The sequence below is a fragment of the Hymenobacter agri genome (assembly GCF_054778495.1).
On the sequence record NZ_BAAGZM010000908.1, the window covers coordinates 1 to 1,244 of the forward strand.

1 pseudogene is annotated in these 1,244 nt (G+C 65.4%); it reads left to right on the forward strand.

Going from position 1 to position 1,244, the window contains the following annotated elements:
- Nucleotides 1-1,244 (forward strand): annotated as a pseudogene (locus ACYVDE_RS23270) (hypothetical protein); the annotation flags it as partial.

Below are 1,244 nucleotides of genomic sequence, written 5' to 3' on the forward strand. Positions count from 1 at the left end.
GCGGGCGACGCCCGCGACGATGAGGACGGCCCGCGGCCCGGCCGCCGTCGGGAGCGCCGCGTCATTATCAATGGCCGCGAGATGACGCCGCCGCCATTCCCGGGCAACCCGGGTACGGTGGTGATTACCAAGGATAAGAAAGGCCGCCTCACCGACCTCGTGGTGAACGGGCAGCACGTGGATGCCGCCGTGGGCAAAGGCAAGAAGAAAAAAGCCGGCAAAGGCGAGCAGGTGGAAGTGGTGCAGGTGGCACCGTTTGGCGGGGCCGATGTACGCACGTTCTCCTTCCGCACCGATGGCGGCGAATTTGACCCGCTGGTGCACCGCGAAGTAGAGCGCACTGTGCGCCGGCAAATGGACCGCGACGTGCGGCGCGATGTGGAACGGCAGGTGCAACGCGAGCTGCAGCGCAACAATTTCAGCTTCGATTTTCCGCAATATGATGTGCGGATTGACAATGACTTTGGGGCGAACAGCGGCGATAAACGAGTGTACCGCTTCAAGCGGCTGAATGACCCGACGGAGCAGCGCGCTACCCTGGATGCCCTGCGTGGGGCCGAGCGGGGCTTGCGCACCGCCGCCGCGGCCAAGGGCCTGAGCGCCGGGCAGCGCAAGGAAATCAACAAGGAGCTGGAGAAAGTGCGGACGCAACTGAAGAAAGCCGAAGCGGCGGCTTCGTCGGAGCGGCGGGGCACCAATGGCGGACTTGACAGCGGCGCCGACATGCGCGAGCACGAACAGCAGATGCGCGAACACGAGCAGGACATGCGCGAGCACGAACGCGAGATGCGCGAACACCAGCGCGAGGTGCAGGAGCGCATGCGCGATGCGCAGCAGGAAATGCGAGCCATGACGCAGGAGCGCATGCAGGCCGAGCGCAACCGCATTGAAGCAGGACGCGACCGCGACCGTGCCGAGCGTGACCGCCAACGCGCCGAGCGCGACCGTGAGCGTGCCGACCGCGACCGCCAGCGCAGCGAAGCCATGATGGACCAGCTGCAGAAAGATGGCCTGATTCAGGACCGCAACAACTTCCAGCTGCGCCTTACGCCCAATAGCCTGACGGTGAATGGCAAGGAGCAGCCCGCCAAGCTGCGCGACAAATACCTGAAGCTGCAGGCTGAAAGCGGCCGCCCCCTGACAGGCAATGGCGCGATGGTTATCAGCCGCAATGGCGACAACAGCAACTTCAACTATAACCTCGACCGTAGCGAGGGGCCGCGCCCGCCCCGGCCGCCGCGCGC